The following is a 24154-nucleotide window of genomic DNA, read 5'->3' on the forward strand; positions in this document are numbered from 1 at the left end:
GACCCACACGATGCCCATACAAAAGTCAAACCTACCAAAGTGACCAACTTCCCGTGGTTACAACGTAAACCGACAGCAGACCATTAGTGATCGCATGGGCGACAAACGCGTCGGCGACATTGTTGCGGTAGCAGCGAACCAGGCCGTAAGCCACCCCTGCGAGCAGACCAGCCAACCAGGCGCTGTGAAGCAGGCCAAAAAGGACAGAAGACACGATCAAGGCGAGCCACGGATACTGGGACCGGCGGCTGGATTGGCGGTCAGTTCCCAGCAGCTCAAAAAGATAACCTCTGAAAGCGAGTTCTTCTGCGAGCGGCACGGTGATGACAGCTCCCAGCGTCCGAAACAGCAACCAGGCGAACAACAGACCAGAAGGTATTTCGTGCAGATACTGGTCGGTAATCGTGCTCGCCACGGGATCATCTGGCACTAGCAGCAACCAAAGCAGAAACACCAGCACACCGGTTGCAACTGCAAACCATGTGATCCGAAACGGAATATGGCGATAGTGCCGCCATAGAAGCGCCAACGCGCAAGCGGTGAGAACGACTCGCAGTGGATACCACCAGTCGACCGTGATCGTCATGGCCGAAGTAATAAGTGTCGTCGACAGCAGCACAACCAGCGGGATCAGCAGCGCCATCCTGAAATTGATCGGTTGTGCGCTTAATCGTTGAGGTGAACGGCTGAACAGGGCGCTGTTGTGAGCCAGGAGCAAGATGCAGGCGGTGACAAGGACGAAACTGATCCAGCCGGCCATGCTGTGAAACCCGCCAAGCGCCAGCTCTGGCGAAATCTCGGCACCGATGCCAATCAACGCCGCGATGCGAAAGATATTGAACAGCCAGATCGTGGCCACGCCCAGCGGCAGCAGCAACAAAGCTTGGGGGAAGCGAAAATCCTGGCGGAAGATGATCAGATAAAACCCAGTGAATATCAGCACGAGGCCGATACCTTCGTAGCCGGAGCACACTGCTGCAATCTCAACGACGAAGTCGCCGACCCCAAGAATTCGTTGCTGCGGGTCGACAACGATATCGGCGTAAAACAGATGAAGCACTGAGGTCGCCGCGTCAAAAGTGGCACCGCTTAATGGATCCCACAGACCCTGGGTAACCAGCGTGAATCCCCAGGTGAGCGTGGCGATGACGCTGGCAAATCCGATGGTGATCACCTCTTCCCGCACAAACCGGAACCAGAATCTGATGGGTGCGATTGTGTTCAGCCAAAGCACTACGACAAACGCCAGCGCGGCCAACCAGAAAAGAGGCAGAGGGATTCCGCGCCCATCCCAACGATTTGTTGTCGTCGAAAAGACTAGGTAGGTCAGGGCGAAAAACAGCAGATAGGCGCTGAGCTGCAGCGAGAGCCACAAATGGTAGCGATGCCCATCGGCAGCCACTTGCAGCTGCCGGCTCCATTGCTTCAGCCTGGGACCCAGCGCCACAAGCAGCGCAACGACCCAGATGAACAGAATTTTTGATGCGGCCCCCGCGTGGGCCAGCCACCAATAGTTGCCAGCGGCGTGCTGTTGCGGCAGGGTCTGCGCATCAAACGCAACAGAGATTGCCATTGCCTCGCCAACAATCAGCAGAACCAGCAAGAAAAGGCGGGCGGTGGTGGTTCGCATCGGCGAGCAGACAACCCAGCATCACCCGATGCAGACCAGGTGCTGGATTGTGAATGGCCGCTCAACCTGCCAAGGGAAGCGGCCGGTTGGCAGATTGAGACAGAATCAGCGCGAGCGACGCTTTTCTCGAATCAGGCCGCCCACTGCGAGGGTCAACCCAAGTGCCATCACCGCCATGCTGCCGTCCAGCTCCGGTACCGACGTCGGTTTGGGCGCTGTCGCGTTGTTCTTGCTTCCCTTGTTGTCAGGTTTTTCTGTTTTTTCTTTCAAGCTATTGATTGCAAAGTCACGCTTGATGCCGCTGGAGTTACCAAAAGCCATAGCGTTGCTAGCGAGGAGCAACCCTACGAGCAGTGCGAGAGGAGCCTTATAAATCATCTTTTTTTCCTATGGAAAATGCGGGACGAAACGTCTAAAAATTTGCCGAGAACATCGACCCAGAGAAAATATGTTAACTTATCTCCTCACTCGTTAGTAAATGTTTCGCTCAGCTCAGGTGAGATTTTTCACATCTTTCTGAAGACGGCATAGGCTGAGCGAGACAAGACGACCACCTGGACGTGTAGCCCGTACCTCCAGGATTTCTCTCACTTCGGCTTTGATCAGCTGAATGGCGGGTCAAAGCTGCACGCGCGGGTGCTCAAGGAGCATGGTCACCGTACCGTTTCAGCAAGAAAAAAGCCCGAACTGTTGCCAGCCAGGGCTTTTACTGTTGTGAGCGCTGAAGCGGACTACTTCTTGCTCGGTGGCAGATCGGTACAAGACCCGTGCGCCACTTCGGCCGCCATGCCGATGCTTTCACCCAACGTGGGGTGTGGGTGGATGGTTTTGCCAATGTCGACCGCGTCGGCGCCCATCTCGATGGCCAGCGACACTTCGCCGATCATGTCGCCGGCGTGGGTGCCCACCATACCGCCGCCCAGGATCTTGCCGTGGCCGTGGGCCTCGGGTGAATCATCGAACAGCAGCTTGGTCACGCCTTCGTCGCGCCCATTGGCAATGGCGCGGCCCGAGGCCGTCCACGGGAACAGGCCCTTCTTGACCTTGATGCCTTGCGCCTTCGCCTGGTCTTCGGTGAGCCCAACCCAGGCCACTTCGGGGTCGGTGTAGGCCACCGAGGGAATCACCCGTGCATTGAACGCCGCCGCTGCCAGTTCCTTGTTGCCCTGCAGTTCGCCTGCGATCACCTCAGCCGCCACATGTGCCTCATGCACCGCCTTGTGCGCCAGCATGGGCTGGCCCACGATGTCGCCGATGGCGAAGATGTGGGGCACGTTGGTGCGCATCTGGATGTCGACGTCGATGAAACCGCGATCGGTCACGGCCACACCGGCTTTCTCAGCCGCAATCTTCTTGCCATTGGGCGTGCGGCCCACGGCTTGCAAAACCAGGTCATAAACCTGCGGCTCAGGCGCTTTGCCGCCCGGCTCTGCGCTTTCGAACGACACTTCAATGCCTGCTGGCGTGGCTTTGGCCCCCACCGTCTTGGTCTTGAGCATGATGTTGTCGAAGCGCTTGGCATTCATCTTCTGCCAGACCTTGACCAGATCGCGGTCAGCGCCCTGCATGAGGCCGTCCATCATTTCCACCACGTCCAGGCGGGCGCCCAGCGTGCTGTAAACGGTGCCCATTTCCAGGCCGATGATGCCGCCGCCCAGAATCAGCATGCGCTTGGGCACATCCTTCAGCGCCAGGGCGCCGGTGGAATCCACCACGCGCGGATCGTCGGGCATGAAGGGCAGGCGCACGGCCTGCGAACCGGCCGCGATGATGGCCTTCTTGAAAGCCACAACCTGCTTCTTGCCGGTCTTTTTCTGAGCCGTGCCGGCCGTCTCTTCAACCTCCATGTGGTTCGCGCCCACGAATGAGCCGACACCGCGCACGATGGTGACCTTGCGCATCTTGGCCATGGCGGCCAGGCCGCCAGTCAGCTTGCCGATGACCTTTTCTTTGTGGGTGCGCAGCTTGTTGATGTCGACCTTTGGTACGCCGAAGTCCACACCCAGATCAGCCATATGGCTCACTTCGTCCATCACCGCGGCCACGTGCAGCAGCGCTTTGGACGGGATGCAACCCACGTTCAGGCACACGCCACCGATGGTCGCGTAGCGCTCCACCAGCACCACCTTGAGACCCAGATCAGCGGCACGGAACGCAGCGGAGTAACCACCGGGGCCGCCTCCAAGCACCATCAGGTCGCACTCCACATCAGCGCTGCCGCCAAAGCTCGATGCGGCAGGCGCCACCACAGGAGCAGCGGCTGCCGCCGGGGCCGCAGCCGGTGCGGCTGCCGGGGCAGGCGCTGGCGCAGCAGCGCCCTCACCCGCCGCTTCCAGCGACAACACCACCGAGCCTTGTTTGACCTTGTCGCCCACTTTGACATTGATCGCTTTGACCACGCCTTCGTGCGATGAAGGAATCTCCATCGAAGCTTTGTCGCTCTCCACGGTGATCAGGCTTTGTTCAACCTTCACCGTGTCGCCCACGCTGACCAGCAGCTCGATCACCGCGACCTCGTCGAAATCGCCAATGTCAGGAACTTGAATGTCTAGGATTGCCATCGTTCCGCTCCTTTACAGCAAGACACGACGGAAGTCGCTGAGGATCTGGCCGAGATAGGCGTTGAAGCGGGCAGCGGCAGCGCCGTCGATCACGCGGTGATCCCAGGTCAGCGACAGCGGCAACATCAAGCGCGGCACGAACTGTTTGCCGTCCCATACCGGTTCCATGTTGCTGCGACAAACGCCGAGGATGGCCACTTCGGGGGCGTTGATGATGGGCGTGAAATACCGGCCACCGATACCGCCGAGCGACGAAATCGTGAAGCAAGCCCCAGACATGTCGGCCGGGCCGAGCTTGCCATCGCGCGCTTTTTTGGCGAGTTCGCCCATTTCCTGGCTGATCTGCATCACGCCTTTTTTGTCGGCGTCCTTGATCACAGGCACAACCAGGCCGTTCGGCGTGTCGGCGGCGAAACCGATGTGGTAGTACTGCTTGTAGATCAGGGCATCACCATCCAGCGAGCTGTTGAACTCGGGGAATTTCTTGAGCGCGGACACGCAGGCCTTGATCAGGAAAGCGAGCATGGTCACCTTGGTGCCGCTCTTCTCGTTTTCCTTGTTGGTGGACACGCGGAAGGCTTCGAGGTCGGTGATGTCGGCATCGTCGTGGTTGGTGACGGCCGGAATCATGATCGCGTTGCGCAGCAGGTTGGCACCGCTGATCTTCTTGATGCGGCCCATCTCCTTGCGTTCGATGGGGCCGAACTTGGTGAAGTCCACCTTGGGCCATGGGATCAGGCCCAGTTCGGAACCGCCACCGCCAGCAGGCGCCTTGGCGGCCTGCGCCGCCGTTTGCGCCGCACCGCTCATGACGGACTTGGTGAATTCCTGGATGTCCTGCGCCGTGATGCGGCCCTTGAGACCGGAGCCTTTGACTTCGCCCAGCGGCACGCCCAATTCACGCGCGAACTTGCGCACCGAAGGCGAGGCGTGAGGTAGGCCAACGGCAGGAGTTGTCGTAGGGTTGTGTGCAGGCACAGCAACGCTGGCCGCAGCGGCCGCCGCCGGGGCAGGCGTTGGCGCAGCGGCGGGCGCCGATGAAGCAGCAGGGGTGGCAGCAGGGGTGGCAGCAGGGGTGGCCGCGCCGGCCACGCCTTCGAGCACCGCCAGCAGGTCCCCGATGTTGACCGTGTCGCCCACCTTGACCTTGAGCTCTTTCAACACACCAGCATGGCTGGACGGAATCTCCATGGAAGCCTTGTCGGACTCGACCGTGATCAGGCTTTGCTCGACCTTGATGGTGTCGCCTGGTTTGACGAACACCTCTATCACCGCCACGTCCTTGAAGTCACCGATGTCTGGCACCATGACCTCGACCCTGCCGCCACCAGTGGCGGCAACCGGGGCCGCGGTGGCTGCAGGCGCGGGCGCAGGTGCCTGAGCAGGCGCAGGGACCACGGGGGCCGAGGAAGTTGCTTCGCCAGCGGCCTCGACCACCAGCACTACCGAGCCCTCTTTCACCTTGTCGCCCAGGGCCACTCGCAGTTCCTTCACCACGCCCGCCGTGCTCGATGGAATCTCCATGGATGCCTTGTCCGACTCGACCGTGATCAGCGACTGTTCGGCCGCGACCGTATCGCCCACCTTCACCAGCAGCTCAATCACCGCCACCTCATCAAAGTCACCGATGTCCGGGACTTTCACTTCTACCAATGCCATGTCTGTCTCCAATCAGATGTTCTCAACGCTGCGCGCTATCTCTTCAAACCAGGAGACCGCCGATCTGGCTTGGCCAGACGGCAGGGTCTCGACCCCTCGCGGGGAAAGCGCCGAAGGCGCTACGGGTGTGTCATGCGTGCAGCGGGTTGATCTTGTCCACTTTGATGTCGTACTTCTTGATCGCCTCGGCCACTTTGGCCACTGGCACCGCACCATCTTCGCTCAGCGCCTTGAGCGCAGCCACCACGATGTAGTGGCGATTGATCTCGAAGTGCTCACGCAGCTTGACGCGGAAGTCGGAGCGGCCGAAACCATCGGTACCCAACACCTTGTAGGTGCGGCCCTTGGGAATGAACGGACGAATCTGCTCGGCGTAGGCTTTCATGTAGTCGGTTGACGCGACGACCGGGCCGGTGTGCTTGTCCAGCTGCTGGCTCACGAACGATACGCGTGGCTTCTCCAGGGGATGCAGCAGGTTCCAGCGTTCCGCGTCCTGACCATCGCGTGTCAGTTCGTTGAAGCTTGGGCAGCTCCACACGTCGGCCGCGATGCCCCAGTCTTTCTCCAGCAACTCCTGCGCAGCAATCGACTCGCGCAGAATCGTGCCCGAGCCCAGCAGCTGCACGCGCTGCTTGAGTGTGGCACCCGGCTTGCAAAGGTACATGCCTTTGATGATCTGGTCTTCGGTACCGGGCGTGAGGCCTGGCATAGCGTAGTTTTCGTTTAGCAGCGTCAGGTAGTAGAAGACGTTGTCTTGCATTTCCACCATGCGCTTCAAGCCGTGGTGCAGGATCACTCCCACTTCGTGGGCAAAGGTCGGGTCGTAGGAAATGCAGTTGGGGATGGTGCCGGCCAGGATATGGCTGTGACCGTCTTCGTGCTGCAAGCCTTCGCCGTTGAGCGTGGTACGGCCCGACGTGCCGCCGAGGAGGAAGCCACGCGCCTGCATGTCACCCGCAGCCCAGGCCAGATCGCCGATGCGCTGGAAGCCGAACATGGAGTAGTACACGTAAAACGGGATCATGATCCGGTTGCTCGTGCTGTAGCTGGTGGCCGCAGCGATCCAGCTGCTCATGCCGCCTGCCTCGTTGATGCCTTCCTGAAGGATCTGACCCGCTTTGTCTTCCTTGTAGTACATGACCTGGTCTTTGTCGACCGGGGTGTACTGTTGGCCCGCCGGGTTGTAGATCCCGATCTGGCGGAACAGACCCTCCATACCGAAGGTGCGGGCTTCATCGACCAGAATCGGCACCACGCGTGGGCCGATTTCCTTTTCGCGCAGCAGCTGTGTCAGGAAACGCACGTAAGCCTGCGTGGTGGAAATCTCGCGGCCTTCGGCGGTCGGCTCGATCACGGCCTTGAAGGTCTCGATGGGCGGCACGGTGAATTTTTCGTCGGCCTTGGTGCGGCGGTGCGGCAGGTAGCCGCCAAGCGCTTTGCGGCGCTCGTGCAGGTACTTCATCTCCGGGGTGTCATCGGCCGGCTTGTAGAACGGCAATTCGGCCAGCTGGCTGTCGGGAATCGGAATGTTGAATCGGTCGCGGAAGAACTTGATGTCTTCTTCGCCGAGCTTCTTGGTCTGGTGAACCGTGTTCTTGCCCTCGCCCACTTTGCCCATGCCGAAACCTTTGACGGTTTTGATCAGCAACACGGTCGGCTGGCCGGAGGTTTTCACGGCAGCGTCGAACGCGGCATAGACCTTTTTGGAGTCGTGACCCCCGCGGCGAAGGTCGCCGATCTCTTCATCACTCATGTGGGCGACCATTTCCAGGGTGCGGGGATCGCGACCAAAGAAGTGTTTGCGCACATAGGCGCCGTCGTTGGCCTTGAAGGCCTGATAGTCGCCATCGTTGCACTCCATCATGATCTTGCGAAGCGCACCGTCCTTGTCGGCGGCCAGCAGCGGATCCCATTGACTGCCCCAGATCAGCTTGATCACGTTCCAGCCCGAGCCACGGAATTCGCCTTCAAGTTCTTGGATGATCTTGCCATTGCCGCGCACCGGGCCGTCCAAGCGTTGCAGATTGCAGTTGATCACGAAGATCAGGTTGTCCAGCTTTTCGCGCGCGGCCAAGCCGATGGCGCCCAGCGACTCGACCTCGTCCATCTCACCGTCGCCGCAAAACACCCAGACCTTGCGGTTTTCGGTGTTGGCGATGCCGCGGGCATGCAGGTATTTCAGGAAGCGCGCCTGGTAGATCGCCATGAGTGGGCCCAGTCCCATCGACACTGTCGGAAACTGCCAGAAATTGGGCATCAACTTGGGGTGTGGGTAGCTGGACAGGCCTTTGCCATCCACTTCCTGGCGGAAATTCAGCAACTGTTCTTCCGTCAGGCGACCTTCCATGTAGGCCCGGGCGTAGACGCCGGGCGAGACGTGGCCCTGAATGAACAGGCAGTCGCCTCCGTGGTTTTCGTTCTCGGCATGCCAGAAATGGTTGAAGCCAGCGCCAAACAGGCTGGCCAACGAGGCAAACGAGCCGATGTGACCGCCCAGGTCACCGCCGTCGGCTGGATTGGCCCGATTGGCCTTGACCACCATGGCCATGGCGTTCCAGCGCATGTAGGCGCGAAGACGCTGCTCGATTTCCAGGTTGCCGGGCGAGCGGGCTTCCTGGCCTGGCTCGATCGTGTTCACGTAACCAGTATTGGCCGAAAACGGCAGATCGATGCTGTTTTGCCGAGCCTCTTCCAGCAGCTGCTCCAGCAAAAAGTGCGCGCGCTCGGGTCCCTCGCGCTCGATTACGGCGACCAGCGCCTCCATCCATTCGCGGGTTTCCTGGGCATCCAGGTCGCCTGCACCGCGACCCTTGAGAGCGTCTGACGCTGACATGTTTGTCTCCTGTTGATTTGAAATCGAGCTTAAGGCGGCTTTTGCAGCCTGTCACGGATTTTGCCACCATCCTCACGGCATTTCAATATGTGCGTTTGTATTTTGTATTATGAAATTAAACACAAACCACGGCGATCAATCGGTAACGCGCCGCCGCCCGGCAGCACCGCCACAAACCCGGCGCTCACGTAGACTCGAAGCTTCATGACGCCGCGCCCCGCCCCGAACACCGCTGCAGACATCAAGCGGTCAGCCGCGCCTTGGTGGAATCGCTGGTGGCGCCGGCTGCCCCCGTCCCGGCAGGACCGCGTCGCCACTCTGGTCCCACTGCTGGCGGTGCTGCTGTTTCTCGCGGCCATCGTAGTGGCCATCACCTACCTGCGCTACGAGGAGCTGGACCGCGAGCAGGAGGCGGTGACTCGTGACGTGGAATACGCGCAGCAGCGACTGCGACTGCGCCTGCTCGAGCGCCAGGAGCAGCTGATGCGACTGGCTCGCGAAATCGACAACAAGGAAATTGCGACCGAGGAATTTGAGTTCCAGGTTGAGTCCCTGATCAGCCAATTCCCAGAGTTGCTCGCCATCAGCTGGGTCGATGCGCGGCGCAACGTGCTGGCGACCTACGCCTCACCGAGCACGCCGCCAGCCCTGATCCGCCAAGTCGGCAGCGCCCTGGGAGCGGATGAAACCGACGGCTCGTTCGATCTTGCGCGTGAGCTTCGGCAGCCGATCTACTCCCGCCCGCTGGGCGAGGACCCGCGCAGCGCCACCCTGATGCTGCAGGTGCCATTGTCCGAACAAGGGCGATTTGCCGGGACGGTGATGGGCGAGTACTCGATCGACGGGTTGATGCGCTTCGGCATGCCACCCGAAATCATGGCCCGCTACGCTGTGGCCTTGCTCGACGACCGGCAGCGTGTGCTCGCCGGCAGCCTGCAAAGCGGCAGCGAGGTGTTGCGCGTGCTGCCCTGGTCGGCGCAGCCGATGGAGCACGAGGCGCCGGTGTCGCCGGTGGGCAATGGCCTGATCATCAAGGCCCAGGGCTATCGGACTTCTCAGGACATCGTGGGCAGCGGCTTTTTCTGGGTCATCGGCGCGTTAAGCGCGCTCACCGTCTGGATGCTGCTCGGCACCTGGCGCCACACGCGCCGACGCGTGCAGGCTCAGCAGGCGCTGGTATCGGAGACCAACTTCCGCCGCGCCATGGAGAACTCCATGCTCACCGGCATGCGGGCGCTGGACCTGCAGGGCCGCATCACCTACGTGAACCCGGCGTTCTGCTCCATGACCGGCTGGACCGAGGCCGAACTGGTCGGTCGCACCGCGCCGTTCCCTTACTGGCCAGACGCCGATCACGAGCTGCTGGCCGCACGCCTGGAAGATGAGCTCAAGGGCCGCTCCACGCCGGGCGGTTTCGAGGTGCGCGTGCAGCGGCGCGATGGCTCTATCTTCGATGCCCGCATGTACGTGTCGCCACTGATCGATCCCAAAGGACACCAGAGCGGCTGGATGACCTCGATGACCGACATCACAGAGCCAAAGCGGATTCGAGAAGAGCTGTCGGCCTCCTACGAGCGTTTCACTACCGTCCTGGAGAGCCTGGACTCCGCGGTGTCGGTGGCGCCGCTGGGCAGTGACGAGATGCTGTTTGCCAACAAAATGTACCGGCTCTGGTTTGGCACCCGCGGCCAGGGTCACCGGCGCTTGGTCGAACTGGCAGGCAAGCAGCCCAGCCCCAGCCCGGATGACGGCGACGCGGTGGATGCGTTCGCCGGCATGCCGACCGACTCGCTGACCGATGCAGGCTCCGAAAACGCCGAGGTCTTCGTCGAAGAACTCGACCACTGGCTGGAGGTGCGCACGCGCTACCTGACCTGGGTCGACGGGCGCCTGGCGCAAATGGTGATCGCCAGCGATATCACCGCCCGCCGGAATGCTGAGACCTTGGCCGCACACCAGGCCGAGCGTGCCCAGACCGCAAGTCGCCTGATCACCATGGGCGAGATGGCCTCGAGCGTGGCACATGAGCTCAACCAGCCGCTGACTGCCATCAGCAACTATTGCACCGGCATGATCTCCCGCGTTCGGGAAGATCGCATTGGCACTGAGGAGCTGCTCGGTGCTCTGGAAAAAACCGCGCGCCAGGCCCAGCGCGCCGGCCAGATCATCCAGCGCATCCGCTCATTCGTGAAGCGCAGCGAGCCCAACCCGACCCTGTCCGAAGTTGCGCCCATGATCAGCAACGCGATTGAGCTGGCCGACATCGAGCTGCGCAGGCAGCAGGTTCGCCTCACGCCGTATGTGGCCGCGCGCCTGCCTCCGCTCATGGTCGACCCGATCCTGATCGAGCAGGTGCTGATCAACCTGCTGCGCAACGCGGGCGACGCGATCGCACAAGCCGGACGGTTGCCTGGCGCGCGGTTCATTGAGTTGCGGGTGGGGCCGAGCCAGCGCGATGGCATCGAGGTGGTGGAGTTCTCGGTGCGCGACTCCGGCAACGGCGTGCCCGAGGAAATGGTCGAGCGCATCTACGAAGCCTTCTACAGTACCAAGAGCGAAGGCATGGGCATCGGCCTCAAGCTGTGTCGCAGCATCGTGGAGTCGCACCACGGTCGGATGCACATGGAGAACATCTACAATGGCCCCGAGGTGGTGGGTTGTGCTTTCAGTTTCTGGATTCCCGTGGTCTCGCGACTGCGGCCTGAGGCGTCGCAACCTGATGCAACCTCGGCGTCGTTGCCGGAACCAGAAAGAGCGAGATGAGTTTGATTCCCAAAAAAGGCACGGTCTATGTCGTTGATGACGACGAAGCCGTGCGCGATTCTCTCCAGTGGCTACTGGAGGGTAAGGACTACCGCGTTCGCTGCTTCGAGTCTGCTGAAGCGTTCCTAAGCCGGTACGACGCGCGCGAAGTAGCCTGCATGATCGCGGATATCCGCATGGGTGGCATGACCGGCATGGAGCTGCAGGAAAAGCTGATGGAGCGGCAGTCGCCGCTGCCCATCGTCTTCATCACAGGCCACGGCGACGTGCCGATGGCGGTGGAGTCGATGAAGAAGGGCGCGCTGGACTTCATCCAGAAGCCGTTCAAAGAGGACCAGCTGGTAGCCCTGGTCGAGCGCATGCTCGACACCGCAAAGGAGGCATTTGCCACCCATCAGCAGGCGGCCAGCCGCGACGCCCTGCTCTCCAAACTGACCAGCCGCGAAGCCCAGGTGCTTGAGCGTATCGTCGCCGGCCGGCTCAACAAGCAGATTGCCGACGACCTGGGTATCAGCATCAAGACGGTGGAGGCGCACCGCGCCAACATCATGGAAAAACTCGGCGCCAACACCGTGGCCGACCTGCTCAAGATCGCGCTCGGACCCACCGCCGTCAAGGTCTGACGCTCCGGCTCCTCACACACACGCCCGCCGACATGTTCCGGCGGGCGTTTCTGTTTCAACACCGTACACGTCCATCACCATGACAGCTCAAATCATCGACGGCAACGCACTCTCCCGCCAGCTCCGAACCGATGTCGCCGCCCGCACCGCGGCGCTCAAAGCCCGCGGTGTAACGCCGGGCCTGGCGGTGATCCTGGTTGGCGAGGATCCCGCCTCGGCGGTTTATGTGCGCAACAAAGTCAGAGCTTGCGGCGAGACCGGCATCCACTCGGTGTTCGAAAAATACGACGTCGCGCTGAGCGAGGCGGATCTGCTGGCGCGCATCGAAGCGCTCAACGCCGACCCCAGCATCCACGGCATCCTGGTGCAGATGCCGCTGCCCAAACACATCCACCCGCAGCGCGTGATCGAGACCATCTCCACCGCCAAAGATGTCGATGGCTACTCGGTGCAAAGCGCGGGTGACCTAATGGCGGGCCTGGCCGGCTTTCGCCCGTGCACACCTTATGGCTGCATGAAGCTGATCGAAACGACGGGTATCGACCTCAAGGGCAAACACGCGGTCGTGATAGGACGCAGCAACACGGTCGGCAAGCCGATGGCTTTGTTGCTGCTGCAGGCCAACGCCACCGTCACCATCTGCCACAGCGGCACGCCCGACATCGGCGCCTTCACCCGTCAGGCCGATGTGGTGGTGGCCGCGGTGGGCCGGCGCAACGTGCTCACCGCCGACATGGTCAAACCCGGCGCGGTCGTGATCGACGTCGGCATGAACCGCAATGACGAAGGCAAGCTGTGTGGCGACGTCGATTTTGATGGCGTCAAGGAAGTCGCTGGCCACATCACTCCTGTACCCGGTGGCGTCGGCCCCATGACCATCACCATGTTGATGGTCAACACACTGGAATCGGCTGAAAGGGCTTGACCCCCCGCGCTGGCTTCGCTGACACCTCTCAGGGGGCAGCACTGGCGGTCTGGCAAAGCCGGTTCCGCAGTGCCCTGGAACGACTCCCCCTCGAACTTGCACGAACTGGCCCGGCGGCAAGTGCCGCCCCCGGGGAGTGACGCACCGCAGGAGCGGCGCGGGGAGTCATTTACCCAATCGCCAGAGCACCGCTCCGCTGCACAGCCACTGCCCGAGCACCATGGCACTGCCCACGGCGTGCCAGAGCTTCAAATTGCCACCGCTGGCGCGAGCCGTCACGATGCGCTGGGCCACGCCAAACTCCTGCAACAGCGCGAGCATCATCCCGAGAATGACAACGCCCATGGTCGCCAGCGTGCGCTGCAGGAGAACCAGCTGCTCGGGCGAAGGCGCAGGGCCAACCATCTGCGAGCGTTCACGGCGAAGCAACATCAGCAAGGCCAGGCCAAGCAGCAGCCCCGCCCAGCATTGCAACGAGAAGAGCTTGGCCGCGATCGGTCCCGCCACAGCGGGGCTGCCCAAGGTGGCGAACAGGGTGGGTACCGCGAGAAAGCTCAATGCGCTGATGCCACCCCACCACAGGGCGGCCAACAGCACCGGCAGGCGGGCAAGCAGCACGGACACGGCGGCCGTCAGACGTAGCGCACCGCCACGACCTCATACCGCCGCGTGCCACCGGGCGCCTCCACCACGGCCACATCACCAACTTCCTTGCCAATGAGCGCGCGCGCGATCGGGCTGCTGATGTTCACCAGACCGAGCTTCAGGTCGGCCTCGTCCTCGCCCACGATCTGGTAAGTCAGCTTCGCACCGTTGTTTTCGTCCTCCAAATCCACCGTGGCGCCAAACACCACTCTGCCAGAGGCATCCACTGTAGTCGGATCGATGATCTGCGCGGCCGAAAGTTTGCTTTCGACTTCGGCGATGCGGCCTTCGATGAAGCCCTGGCGATCCTTGGCGGCTTCGTACTCGGCGTTTTCGCTCAGGTCGCCCTGGGCGCGCGCCTCGGCAATCGCGTTAATTACGGCGGGGCGCTCCACCGTCTTCAGGCGATGCAGTTCCGTCTTGAGTTTTTCAGCACCGCGCAGGGTGATGGGAATCGTGGGCATGGCTTCTCTCCAGCAAGCTGGGCGTCGCCATTTGCAAGCGGCCCCAGCACAAAAGGAAACCGCCGAGCGTTACCGGTCGGCGGTGGTTTCGCAACATTATGCAGCACACCACTCCGCCAGGGATGGGCGCAGTCGTTTCCCAGCGGCGACTCAGGCCGCGAGCTGTGCGTGCATTTCCTGCACCGAGATCACGCCCAGGCTGTCCAAGTAAGCCATGCCCTCGACCGCGGCTTCAGCGCCCGCGATGGTGGTGTAGGTAGTCACCCGGGCAAGCAAGGCCGAGGTGCGGATGGCACCCGAGTCGGCAATGGCGTTTCGCCGCTCTTCTACGGTGTTGATCACCAGCACTATACCGTCGCTCTTGATCATGTCGACGATATGCGGTCGGCCTTCGGTGACCTTGTTCACCGTGTCCACCGCGATGCCGGCGGCCGAGATGGCTGCGGCCGTACCGCGCGTGGCGACTAGCTCGAAGCCCATGACCGCCAGCTGGCGCGCGATCTCGACTGCGCGAGGCTTATCGCTGTTCTTGACGGTGAGGAAGACTTTGCCCGACGGTGTGCCATCGGCCTTTTTGGCCCGCGGCAAATGCGTACCGGCGCCGAGCTGGCTCTTCACAAAAGCCTCCCCAAAGGTCTTGCCCACACCCATCACTTCACCTGTGGACTTCATCTCAGGGCCAAGTATGGTGTCCACACCCGGAAACTTCACAAACGGGAACACAGCTTCCTTGACGCTGAAATAAGGCGGGTTGACCTCGGCGCCAATGCCTTGCTGGTCTAGCGTCTGGCCGGCCATGCATCGCGCCGCCACCTTGGCAAGCTGAATGCCCGTGGCCTTGGAGACGAAGGGCACGGTGCGTGACGCCCGTGGGTTCACCTCCAGCACAAAGATCACATCCTTCTTGGCACCGCTGCCGTCGGTTTCCTGGATCGCGAACTGCACGTTCATCAGGCCCACCACGTTCAGGCCCTCAGCCATCGCAGCGGTCTGTCGTTTCAGTTCTTCAACCGTTTCCTTGGACAGGTAGTACGGAGGCAAAGAACATGCCGAGTCACCACTGTGCACGCCCGCCTGCTCGATGTGTTCCATCACGCCGCCGATGAAAACACGCCCGGACGCGTCGCGGATCGCATCTACATCGCATTCAATGGCATCGTTCAGAAAGCGGTCGAGCAGCACTGGCGAGTCGTTGCTCACCTTGACCGCCTCGCGCATGTATCGCTCCAGGTCGCGCTGCTCGTGCACGATCTCCATGGCGCGGCCCCCCAGCACATAGCTGGGTCGCACCACCAGCGGGTAGCCCAGTGCCGCGGCCTTCTCCAGCGCATCGGGCTCGGTGCGAGCGGTAGCATTCGGTGGCTGGCGCAAGCCGAGGTCATTGAGCAACTTCTGGAAGCGCTCCCTGTCTTCGGCAGCGTCGATCATGTCGGGGCTGGTGCCGATGATGGGCACGCCCGCGGCCTCCAGGCCCAGCGCCAGTTTCAAAGGGGTCTGCCCCCCGTACTGCACGATCACGCCCAGTGGCTTCTCCTTGTCCACGATTTCCAGCACGTCTTCGAGGGTGAGTGGTTCGAAGTACAGGCGGTCGCTGGTGTCGTAGTCGGTGGACACGGTTTCGGGATTGCAGTTGACCATGATGGTCTCATACCCGTCTTCTCGCATGGCGAGCGCAGCGTGCACACAGCAGTAGTCGAACTCGATGCCCTGGCCGATGCGGTTGGGACCACCACCCAGCACCATGATTTTCTTGTTGTTGGTTGGCTCGGCTTCGCACTCACCGTCACCATGACCTTCGTAGGTGGAGTACAGATAGGCGGTATCGGTGGCGAACTCAGCCGCGCAGGTATCGACCCGCTTGTAAACCGGTCGGATATTCTCGGCAATGCGGCGCTCGCGCACGGCCTTGTCGGTGGTCTTGAGCAGCTTGGCCAAGCGGCGGTCAGAGAAGCCCTTTTTCTTCAGACCACGCAACGTTAATGCATCAATGGCGTCCAGGCTGGTCTGCTCCAGCTGCAACTCGATCTTGACGATTTCTTCAATCTGCACCAGGAACCACGGATCGATCTTGGTGAAGTGATGCACTTCGTCGAGCGTCCAGCCAGCGGCAAACGCGTCGCCCACGTACCAGATGCGGTCCGGGCCGGGAGTGCCGAGCTCGCGCTCCAGCGTCTCGCGGTCCTGGGTTTTTTCGTTCATGCCGTCCACGCCCACTTCCAGGCCACGCAGGGCTTTCTGGAACGACTCCTGAAAGGTGCGGCCCATGGCCATCACTTCGCCCACGCTTTTCATCTGCGTGGTCAGGCGACTGTCGGCGGCAGGAAACTTCTCGAATGCAAAGCGCGGGATCTTGGTGACCACGTAGTCGATCGAAGGCTCGAAAGATGCTGGCGTGGCACCGCCGGTGATCTCGTTGCGCAGCTCGTCCAGCGTGTAGCCCACAGCCAGCTTGGCAGCGACCTTGGCGATCGGAAAGCCGGTAGCCTTGGAGGCCAAGGCCGACGAGCGCGAGACACGCGGATTCATCTCGATCACGACCATGCGCCCGTCTTTGGGGTTGATCGAAAACTGCACGTTGGAGCCACCGGTGTCCACCCCGATCTCGCGCAGCACGGCCAGCGAGGCATTGCGCAGGATCTGGTATTCCTTGTCGGTCAGCGTCTGAGCGGGCGCCACGGTGATGGAGTCACCTGTGTGCACGCCCATCGGATCGAGGTTTTCAATCGAGCAAACGATGATGCAGTTGTCCGCCTTGTCGCGCACCACCTCCATCTCGTACTCTTTCCAGCCGAGCAGCGATTCTTCGATCAGCAGTTCGTTGGTGGGCGAAGCCTCCAGGCCTCGCTTGCAGATGGTTTCGAACTCTTCCGGGTTGTAGGCGATGCCACCGCCCGTGCCGCCCAGCGTAAAGCTCGGCCGGATCACCACCGGAAAGCCCACCGTCTTCTGCACGCCCCAGGCTTCGTCCAGGCTGTGGGCAATGCCAGAGCGCGCCGAACCCAGACCGATCTTGGTCATGGCGTCCTTGAACTTCAGGCGGTCTTCGGCCTTGTCGATGGCTTCAGGCGTGGCTCCGATGAGTTCGACCTGGTGTTTTTCCAGCACGCCGTTGTGCCACAGATCAAGCGCGCAGTTCAGCGCCGTTTGCCCACCCATAGTGGGCAAAATCGCAAAGCCACCTTCACACAGCGGACGCTCCTTGGCAATGATTTTTTCCACCGTCTGCCAGGTGATGGGCTCGATGTAAGTGACGTCGGCCGTGGCCGGATCGGTCATGATTGTGGCGGGGTTGCTGTTGATCAGCACCACGCGGTAGCCTTCTTCTCGCAAGGCCTTGCAGGCCTGCACGCCCGAGTAATCGAACTCGCAGGCCTGGCCAATGATGATGGGGCCGGCGCCAATGATGAGGACGGTCTGGATATCGGTTCTTTTGGGCATGGCGGTCCGGTGGCGAAAACGGTATGTGCGGATCTCAGGCGACGGGTCGCGACTCGAGCTGGGCCAGCAGCGCCTGCACGCGCCCGACCGGGATGTTTTTCTGCATCAGCTGCAGCAGGCCATCGCCTTCGATCATGGGTCGCAGCACCTCGACCTCGGCGGGGTAGAAACTGGCGTCCCAGGCGGCGAGTTCCGTGTTGAAGGTCTCGTCATCCCATGTCTTGCCCTTGGCGAGCAAGGTCACCAGCGGCATCGCCTTGTGTTCAACAAAGGATTTGCGGTAAGGCTTTTGCACCCAGCGCTGGGTGAACCACTCCCGGTGGGGGGGCTCCAGTGTGAGCATGCGCTTGGCGATCGCCTTTTCCACCGCAAAGGCCGGGAAAGCAAACAGCTTCATGCGGGGGCCCTCTCCTGCATCAGCGCCACGAAGCGGTCAAACAGGTAACCGATGTCGTGCGGGCCGGGCGACGCTTCCGGATGGCCCTGGAAACAGAACGCGGGGCGGTCGGTGCGGGCCAGGCCTTGCAGGGTGCCGTCGAACAGGCTCACGTGGGTAGCGCGCAGGTTGGCGGGTAGATTTTTTTCGTCGACCGCAAAGCCGTGGTTCTGGCTGGTGATGCTCACGCGCCCACTGTCCAGGTCTTTCACAGGGTGATTGGCGCCGTGGTGGCCAAACTTCATCTTGAAGGTCTTGGCGCCGCTGGCCAGGGCCATGATCTGGTGGCCCAGGCAGATGCCGAAAGTGGGCACCCCGCTGTCGATGATGTCGCGCGCGGCGGTGATGGCGTAGTCGCAAGGCTCGGGGTCACCCGGGCCGTTGGAGAGGAACACGCCATTGGGCTTGAGCTTGGCGACATCGGCCGCCGAGGTCTGCGCGGGCACCACCGTGACCTTGCAGCCCCGGGCCGCCAGCATGCGCAGGATGTTGCGCTTCACGCCAAAGTCGTACGCAACCACATGGAATTTCGGCGAGATCTGCTCGCCATAGCCAAAGCCCAGCTGCCACTCGGTCTGGGTCCAGGCATACGGTTCACTGGTGGTGACGGCGCGGGCCAGATCCTGGCCTGCCATGTTTGGCGCCGCCTGCGCCGCAGCAACAGCCTGGTCGCGATGCGCATCGGTGAGGGCGACCCCCGCGGCAAGGGCCAGGATGCAACCGTTTTGCGCACCGTGGGTGCGCAGGCGCCGGGTGAGCGCGCGGGTGTCGAGTTCGGCGATGGCCACCGTGTGTTCACGCTGGAGGTAGTCCGACAGGGTGAGCTCGCTGCGGAAGTTCGATGCGAGCAGAGGCAAATCTTTGATGATCAGACCGGCAGCATGGATGCGGCTGGCTTCCGTGTCTTCGGCGTTGATGCCGGTGTTGCCAATGTGCGGATAGGTCAGCGTGACGATCTGCTGGCAATAGCTTGGATCGGTCAGGATTTCCTGGTACCCGGTGAGCGAGGTGTTGAAGACCACCTCGCCCACGGTCTGCCCGGTGGCGCCAATCGAAATGCCGGTGAACACGGTGCCGTCGGCGAGCGCAAGGAGGGCTTTCGGGTGGACGGGCAGCAAGTTCTTCTCCAGAGGTTTTTTTCGAGCGCACCCGCCCCGTCAAGGGACACAACCGGGGAGGAATCGGGCCGTTCTTGTCGGGCTTCGGGCCGGCCGAGCCCCGAGATGAACGGGCCGGCAACCTGGGCAGGGAGCCGGGTGACGCAGTGTAGTGCGTCGGTTGCGGGTAAACCCCGGGATTATAGCCTCTGCCCGCTGAGCAACCGACCCGCGAGCGCGTTCGCCAGGGTCAGCGAGCAGCCGCGCTCGCATGCAGGCAAATGGCCGCTGCTGCTGCCACGTTGAGCGACTCTTCGCCCCCCGGCTGGGCGATGCGCACCGACTGCCGGGCCAGCGCCACCAGCGCCGGGTCCACGCCCTGCCCCTCATGGCCCAGCACCCAGGCACAGGGCCAGGGCAGCGTGGTTTTGTGCAGCCAATCACCAGCATGCGAGCTGGTCACCAACAAGGGCACGGCAAGCGCCTTTATGTCATCGTGCGACAGCCCTTCCAACAGGTTCAGGCCAAAGTGCGCGCCCATGCCCGCGCGAACCACCTTGGGTGACCACAAGGCCGCCGTGCCCTTGATCGCCAGCACCTGGGCAAAGCCCAGCGCGGCGGCGCTGCGCAGGATGGAGCCCACGTTGCCCGCGTCCTGCAAGCGATCAAGTACCACCGTGGGCAAGTCAGGATCCACCAGAGCCTGGGCCGGCAGCGTCCAGAGAAAACCCACGCGTGCCGGCGATTCCAGGCCACTCAGGCTCGCCATCAGGCTGTCCGGGATGCGATTCACTTGCGGTGCCGCTTCGCGCAGCACGGGCTCGGCCTGTGGCCAGAAGGATTCGGTGAACACCGCAACCGCTGGCCGTAGGCCCCGCGCCAGCAGTGCCAGGCAGAGGTGTTCACCTTCGAGCCACACTTGGCCTTGCTTGCGGTAGGCCGTGCTGTCCTGAGACAGTTGGCGCAGGCGCTTGATCAGCGGGTTGTCGCGCGAGGCGATGTCCTGTGGCGTGCTCACCGCGCCAGCTGCTGTTGTTGCATGACCCGGGCCACTGGCGCGAACGAGCGCCGGTGCGCTTCCAGCGGGCCCAGGGTGCGCAGGGCCAGCAGGTGTTGTGCAGTGCCGTAACCCTTGTGGCGATCAAAGCCGTAGGCGGGAAACTGTTCGTGCAGGGTGAGCAGCAGCCGGTCCCGCGTGACCTTGGCGAGGATGGATGCAGCCGAAATGGCGGGCACCAGCGCATCGCCAGACACCACAGCCTCGGCCAGCACATCCAGAGCCGGCAGGCGGTTGCCATCAACCAGCACCTTGGCCGGCTTCAGGCGCAGACCCAGGACAGCGCGCTGCATCGCCAGCAACGTGGCCTGCAGGATGTTGAGGCGGTCAATTTCTTCGACCGACGCCTGGGCCACGCTGCAGCACAGCGCCTTGGCCCGGATCTCGTCGTACAGCTGTTCGCGACGCCGCTCACTGAGCTGCTTCGAATCGGCCAGGCCTTTGATGGGCGCGCGGTCGTCCAGAATGACCGCGGCTGCGACCACCGGGCCGGCCAGCGGGCCGCGCCCGGCCTCATCGACCCCAGCCATGAGGCCAGGCAGGTCCCAGACTAAAGAGGCCTGTTCAGCCTTCAAGAACTTGTTCGATCGCATTGGTGGCGAGTTGGGCGGTATCGCGCTTTAAAGTGAGGTGCAGCGCCTGAAAACGCTGCTGCAGAGCTTCGATTCTCGCAGCATCGTCGAGCCAGTCGAGCACACCCTGGGCCATGGAAGCGGGCGTGGCCGCGTCCTGCAAGAGCTCAGGCACCACCGCGTTTTCACACAGGATGTTGGGCAGGCCCACCCAGGGCTGCAGCTGCTTGCGTCGCATGATTTGCCAAGACAGCCAGTGCATGTTGTAGGCGATCACCATGGGCCGCTTGAACAGCGCCGCCTCCAGGGTTGCGGTGCCGCTGGCGATCAGGGTCACGTCGCAGGCGGCCAGCGCCATGTGCGACTGCCCGTCCAGAACCTGGGCGGCATCGGTCAGGCCGCTGTCGCGCACCAGTTGTTCGATCCGCTCACGCAGCGCGGGCACCGCCGGGATCACGAAGCGCACACCCGGACGAGCCTGGCGGATGCGCACCGCCGCCTGCAGAAATCGGGGACCGAGGTATTGGAGTTCCGACGCCCGGCTGCCGGGCAGGATGGCGACCACCGGAACATCCAGAGACAACCCCAAGGATGTCCTCGCTGCGGCCCGGTCGGGCTGCAGCGGGATCACGTTGGCCAGCGGATGGCCGACGTAGGTCGCGGCAATGCCGTGTCGCGCCAGGAGCTCGGGCTCAAACGGAAAAATGCACAGCACATGGTTGACGCTGCGGCGAATCTTCTCGACCCGGTCAGCCCGCCAGGCCCAGATCGACGGGCAGACAAAGTGCACCGTGGGAACGCCTTGTGCCTTGAGCGCAGCTTCGAGATCGAGGTTGAAATCGGGCGCATCGACGCCGATGAAAAGGTCTGGCCGGTCGCGGGTCAGCAGGCGTTGGCGCAGCTGGTTGCGGATTGCGATGATGCCCCGGTAGTGACGCAGCACCTCAATGTAGCCTCGCACCGCGAGGCGCTCGCTCGGCCACCAGGCCTCGAAGCCCTGCTCCGCCATGCGCGGGCCACCGATGCCGTAGCTCTGTTGGTCGGGCCAGCGTTCGCGCATGCCACCCAGCAGCAGCCCCGCGAGCAGGTCGCCCGACGTTTCGCCAGCCACCAAGGCAAAACGCGGGCTGCCATTCATACCGTCAGCGCACGATACCGCGCTGGGGGGAGCTCTGCTTCAAGAAGTCCAGCATCATGGCCACATCGGGTGCCGCCTCGGGCGTCTGCTCTCCCAGCGCTGCAATGTCTTGCATGGCGCGCTCCAGCGTCAAATCGCCGCGGTACAAGGCCTTGTGCATGCCCTTCACCGCCGCGATGCGAGGCGCACTGAAGCCCCGTCGGCGCAGGCCTTCGTAGTTCATGGAGCGCGCACCGGCGGGCTGCCCCTGGCACATCACGAAAGGCGGCAGATCGGCAAACAGCAGGGAGCACATGGCGGTCATCGCATGGGCACCGATGCGAACAAACTGGTGCGCCACAGTAAAGCCACCCAGGATCACCCAGTCGTCGACCCGCACATGACCGGCCAGCTGCGAGTTGTTGGCGAAGATGGTGTGGTTGCCCACCCGGCAATCGTGCGCCAGGTGCACATAGGCCATGATCCAGTTGTCGTTCCCCACCGAAGTGATGGCGCCCCCAGTGGGCGAGCCGATGTTGAAAGTGCAGAACTCGCGCACCGTGTTGCGATCACCGATGACGAGCTCACACGGTTCGCCTGCGTATTTCTTGTCTTGCGGAATGGCGCCAAGCGAGTTGAACTGGAAGATGCGGTTGTCGCGCCCGATCGTGGTGTGACCCTCGATCACGCAGTGCGCACCGATGTTGGTGCCTGCCCCCACCTTCACGTGCGGACCAATCACGGTGTAGGGGCCGACACTCACCGAGCTGTCGAGCTCGGCGCCCGGATCAACCAGGGCGGTGGGATGAACCTGCGTCACGTCAACGGGTCCGGCTGCTTCAGGCGATAGTACGCATGGTGCACATCAGCTGCGCCTCGCACACCACATCGCCCGCGACCCGCGTAACCCCGGTGAACTTGAAGATGCCGGACTTCATGCGGTCGAGCGTCACATCCATGATGAGCTGGTCACCGGGCTCTACTGGACGCTTGAACCGCGCACCGTCGATACCAGCAAAATAGTAGACCGTGTTGTCGTCCGGCGTCTTGTCCAGCGCGTCGAAGGCCAGCAAGGCAGCGGCCTGGGCCATGGCTTCGAGCATCAGCACACCCGGCATCACGGGACGGTGTGGAAAATGACCACCAAAAAACGGCTCGTTGATGGTGACGTTTTTCAGCGCCTGGATGCGCTTGCCTTTTTCCAGCTCGATCACGCGATCCACCAGCAGGAACGGGTAACGATGCGGAAGCTGCTTGAGGATTTCGTGGATGTCCATCATGGTGATTCAGGTGTCTCGGGTGTGGCGTGTGCCATCGCCTGTTCGATCGCTCTGAGGCGATCACGCAGCCGATGGAGTTGCTTAAGGGAAGCCGCATTTTTTTCCCAGGCTGCATTGTCGTCGATGGGAAACATGCCGGTGTAGTGGCCCGGCTGCCTGATCGAGCGGGTCACCACCGATGCCGCAGAGATGTGCACCCCATCGGCAAGTCTCAGGTGACCCAGTACCACGGCGCCACCGCCGACGGTACAGTGCGCTCCAATGGTGGCGCTGCCCGCCACGCCCACACAACCGGCCATCGCCGTGTGCGCACCGATGTGCACGTTGTGGCCGATCTGGATCAGGTTGTCGAGCTTCACCCCGTCTTCGATGACGGTGTCGTCCAGCGCTCCGCGATCGATACAAGTGTTGGCGCCGATTTCCACGTCGTTGCCGATGCGCACCGCACCCAGCTGCTCGATCTTGACCCACCGACCCGCCTCAGGCGCAAAACCAAAACCATCGGCCCCCACCACCACGCCGGAATGCAGGATGCAGCGATCGCCCAGGCAGCAGTCGTCCCCGATCGTCACTCGGGGGTACAGCAGCGAGCCCTCGCCCACCTGCGCCCGAGCTCCCACGACGGAGTGGGCGCCGATGCGCGCACCTTTGGCAACCGTCGCTTGCGCGCCGATCACCGCAAACGGTCCAATACTGGCCAAAGGGTCCACCGTGGCGTCGGGATGGATGCTGGCCGATGGGTGCACGGCGGGCGCGTCCACCGGCGCATGTTCGGCGCGCCACCACTGCGTCAGGCGTGCGAAATACAGATAAGGATCGGACGTGGCGATGCAGGCGCCGCGCGCTGCAGCGGCTGCCGCCAGTGCGGGCGTGACGATCAGGGCTGATGCCCCGGTGGTCTGGATCTGATGGGCGTACCGGTCCTGCGCCACAAAGGCCAATGCACCGGTTTGGGCGCTCGACAGCGGCGAGAGCCGATCGATCGGCGTGGCCGGGTCTCCGAGCAACTCACCACCCAGGGCCTCGACCAGGGAGCCCAGGGATTTGGACACCT

General features: G+C 62.6%; 19 protein-coding genes. 3 read left to right on the top strand and 16 right to left on the bottom strand.

Annotated features, from left to right (window positions below; all coding sequences use genetic code 11):
• Positions 1-31: 31 nt before the first annotated feature.
• From xrtE to aceE, 5 genes are all read right to left on the bottom strand, one after another.
• Complete coding sequence (gene xrtE, locus GPT34_RS04990) at positions 32-1630, bottom strand: exosortase E/protease, VPEID-CTERM system (protein ID WP_291010149.1); 1599 nt, start codon at positions 1628-1630, stop codon at positions 32-34.
• Positions 1631-1735: 105 nt separating this feature from the next.
• Entirely contained in the window at positions 1736-2008 is a 273-nt protein-coding gene (locus tag GPT34_RS04995; protein WP_291010150.1) for a hypothetical protein, read from the bottom strand.
• Positions 2009-2361: 353 nt separating this feature from the next.
• On the bottom strand, positions 2362-4191 hold the full coding sequence (lpdA, locus tag GPT34_RS05000; protein WP_291010151.1) for a dihydrolipoyl dehydrogenase: 1830 nt from the start codon (positions 4189-4191) through the stop codon (positions 2362-2364).
• A gap of 12 nt (positions 4192-4203) precedes the next feature.
• A complete protein-coding gene (aceF, locus tag GPT34_RS05005; RefSeq protein ID WP_291010152.1) occupies positions 4204-5850 on the bottom strand; it encodes a dihydrolipoyllysine-residue acetyltransferase in 1647 nt (548 codons plus the stop codon).
• 130 nt (positions 5851-5980) lie between these two features.
• On the bottom strand, positions 5981-8683 hold the full coding sequence (gene aceE / locus GPT34_RS05010; RefSeq protein WP_291010153.1) for a pyruvate dehydrogenase (acetyl-transferring), homodimeric type: 2703 nt from the start codon (positions 8681-8683) through the stop codon (positions 5981-5983).
• Positions 8684-8887: 204 nt separating this feature from the next.
• Here aceE and GPT34_RS05015 point away from each other — a divergent pair, with 204 nt between their 5' ends.
• The 3 genes from GPT34_RS05015 to folD all read left to right on the top strand — a co-directional run bounded on the left by GPT34_RS05015 (position 8888) and on the right by folD (position 12994).
• Positions 8888-11446, top strand: coding sequence for a PAS domain S-box protein (locus tag GPT34_RS05015; protein ID WP_291010154.1), 2559 nt, complete (start codon positions 8888-8890; stop codon positions 11444-11446).
• On the top strand, positions 11443-12069 hold the full coding sequence (locus GPT34_RS05020; protein ID WP_291010155.1) for a response regulator transcription factor: 627 nt from the start codon (positions 11443-11445) through the stop codon (positions 12067-12069). Before GPT34_RS05015 ends, GPT34_RS05020 begins: the two co-directional genes overlap by 4 nt.
• Before the next feature lie 79 nt (positions 12070-12148).
• Positions 12149-12994, top strand: a complete 846-nt coding sequence (gene folD / locus GPT34_RS05025) for a bifunctional methylenetetrahydrofolate dehydrogenase/methenyltetrahydrofolate cyclohydrolase FolD (protein WP_291010156.1) — start codon at positions 12149-12151, stop codon at positions 12992-12994.
• Positions 12995-13159: 165 nt separating this feature from the next.
• Here the strand turns inward: folD and GPT34_RS05030 are convergent, their stop codons facing one another.
• From GPT34_RS05030 to lpxD, 11 genes are all read right to left on the bottom strand, one after another.
• Positions 13160-13618, bottom strand: coding sequence for a DUF4149 domain-containing protein (locus tag GPT34_RS05030; protein ID WP_291010157.1), 459 nt, complete (start codon positions 13616-13618; stop codon positions 13160-13162).
• Between the two features lie 8 nt (positions 13619-13626).
• Complete coding sequence (gene greA / locus GPT34_RS05035) at positions 13627-14103, bottom strand: transcription elongation factor GreA (RefSeq protein WP_291010158.1); 477 nt, start codon at positions 14101-14103, stop codon at positions 13627-13629.
• A gap of 150 nt (positions 14104-14253) precedes the next feature.
• Positions 14254-17541, bottom strand: a complete 3288-nt coding sequence (gene carB, locus GPT34_RS05040) for a carbamoyl-phosphate synthase large subunit (RefSeq protein ID WP_291010159.1) — start codon at positions 17539-17541, stop codon at positions 14254-14256.
• A 34-nt stretch (positions 17542-17575) separates the two neighbouring features.
• Positions 17576-17938 (bottom strand): hypothetical protein, encoded by a 363-nt coding sequence (locus GPT34_RS05045; protein WP_291010160.1) that lies wholly within the window; start codon positions 17936-17938, stop codon positions 17576-17578.
• The gene (gene carA, locus GPT34_RS05050; RefSeq protein WP_291010161.1) at positions 17935-19095 is read right to left on the bottom strand and encodes a glutamine-hydrolyzing carbamoyl-phosphate synthase small subunit; all 1161 of its coding nucleotides are present in this window, start codon (positions 19093-19095) and stop codon (positions 17935-17937) included. Before carA ends, GPT34_RS05045 begins: the two co-directional genes overlap by 4 nt.
• 229 nt (positions 19096-19324) lie before the next feature.
• The gene (locus tag GPT34_RS05055) at positions 19325-20092 is read right to left on the bottom strand and encodes an RNA methyltransferase (RefSeq protein ID WP_291010162.1); all 768 of its coding nucleotides are present in this window, start codon (positions 20090-20092) and stop codon (positions 19325-19327) included.
• Positions 20089-20724, bottom strand: coding sequence for a ribonuclease HII (gene rnhB / locus GPT34_RS05060; protein ID WP_291010163.1), 636 nt, complete (start codon positions 20722-20724; stop codon positions 20089-20091). Before rnhB ends, GPT34_RS05055 begins: the two co-directional genes overlap by 4 nt.
• Positions 20696-21841, bottom strand: coding sequence for a lipid-A-disaccharide synthase (gene lpxB, locus GPT34_RS05065; RefSeq protein WP_291010164.1), 1146 nt, complete (start codon positions 21839-21841; stop codon positions 20696-20698). Before lpxB ends, rnhB begins: the two co-directional genes overlap by 29 nt.
• Before the next feature lie 4 nt (positions 21842-21845).
• Positions 21846-22640: an acyl-ACP--UDP-N-acetylglucosamine O-acyltransferase gene (gene lpxA, locus GPT34_RS05070; protein ID WP_291010165.1), complete on the bottom strand. Its 795-nt coding sequence runs from the start codon at positions 22638-22640 to the stop codon at positions 21846-21848.
• Between the two features lie 19 nt (positions 22641-22659).
• Complete coding sequence (gene fabZ, locus GPT34_RS05075; protein ID WP_291010166.1) at positions 22660-23100, bottom strand: 3-hydroxyacyl-ACP dehydratase FabZ; 441 nt, start codon at positions 23098-23100, stop codon at positions 22660-22662.
• Positions 23097-24152 carry a UDP-3-O-(3-hydroxymyristoyl)glucosamine N-acyltransferase gene (gene lpxD, locus GPT34_RS05080; RefSeq protein ID WP_291010167.1) on the bottom strand — a complete coding sequence of 352 codons (1056 nt, stop codon included), beginning with the start codon at positions 24150-24152 and terminating at the stop codon, positions 23097-23099. Before lpxD ends, fabZ begins: the two co-directional genes overlap by 4 nt.
• Positions 24153-24154: the final 2 nt, after the last annotated feature.

This window comes from Hydrogenophaga sp. (assembly GCF_011390835.1).
Taxonomy (GTDB): domain Bacteria; phylum Pseudomonadota; class Gammaproteobacteria; order Burkholderiales; family Burkholderiaceae_C; genus Hydrogenophaga.